Annotated in this window: 1 protein-coding gene; it reads right to left on the reverse strand. The window is 50.6% G+C overall.

Annotation, left to right across the window (positions count from 1 at the left end):
• Positions 1-321 precede the first annotated feature (321 nt).
• Positions 322-1,119, reverse strand: a 798-nt coding sequence (locus tag FJZ26_06240) for a hypothetical protein (GenBank protein ID MBM3230005.1), incomplete at its 5' end; no start/stop codon positions are given.

Here is a 1,119-nt window from a genome sequence, read left to right on the forward strand (position 1 = left end):
CCGCATTGACCCTCACAATGTTTTCTGCACCCATTGCCCATGCTGCCATCATAATTTTGAGCATAGGGGATGCTGCTTCTCATGTGGTGGGTGCCAAATGGGGGAAAATTTCCACTCCATTCAACTGCCAGAAATATGCAGAAGGCACCCTGGCAGGTTTCCTATTGTCCATTCCTGTTGCATGGGTTTTTTATCCACATTGGGCGGCAGTGATTTTAGCTGCAGCCACCGCGATGCTGGCAGAAATCCCAACTCTTAAATTGGGCTCGTGGCGCATAGATGACAACCTGATTCTACCTTTGGTGGCAGGAATAGTTCTAACTACACTGAGCTAGAAACACCAATCTGGGCGGAAAAGGCTCTCATCATGGCATGTGTCACCGGCCCTACTTGCCCGCTAAAAATAGGCTGATCATCAATCCGTGTCACTGGCAAAATCCCGCTAGTGGTTTGTGTCAGAAAAAGTTCATCGGCCTTTTTTAATATGTCTAAAGACGGGGTTTCAAATCGACAATCTGGCCTAAGTTCCAGCACCGTTTGGCGCGTCACCCCGGCAAGGAGGTTAAAAGCCGGGGTAAAAAGATGACCCTCTTTGACCCAGAAAAAATTTGCATAGGCCGCCTCGGGCACTTGATCGGCTGGGCCAACAAGCAGAGCTTCATAAACACCCTGGCTTTCTGCAAAGGCCTTGGCTGCCAGACAAACAGGATCACCCAGCCATTTGGCTTCTGGTAAAAAACGCTGGCCCCTAAAACTCACTACGCCCACGCCCTGACGGTACAATAGTTCGGGTTTTTCCAAAAGAGGTTCTGCGGTAATCCAGACATGCTGAGCAGAAATCATTAGTCGTAATTTCAAAGCTTCTCCCGGGCTAATGGCAATCAGATGGAGAGCAGCAGTGTGGAGTTCCACAGACGAAAAGGGTGGACAAAAACCAAGGAGTGCGCCCGACGCAAAAAGCCGTTCTAAATGGAGCTGCAGACGAAAGGGTACGCGACCGTAAGTGCGCACTGTTTCGACCGCAACAGGATCTTGAGACACTGCATCCGGCCCTGGAAGGGGCAAAGGATCCGCCGGATTCAGGGAAAGGTCGAACGAAAGCATCATGATGCGTGGAGG

The sequence above is a fragment of the Candidatus Parvarchaeota archaeon genome, from assembly GCA_016866895.1.
In the GTDB taxonomy this organism is placed as follows: Archaea; Micrarchaeota; Micrarchaeia; order Anstonellales; family VGKX01; genus VGKX01.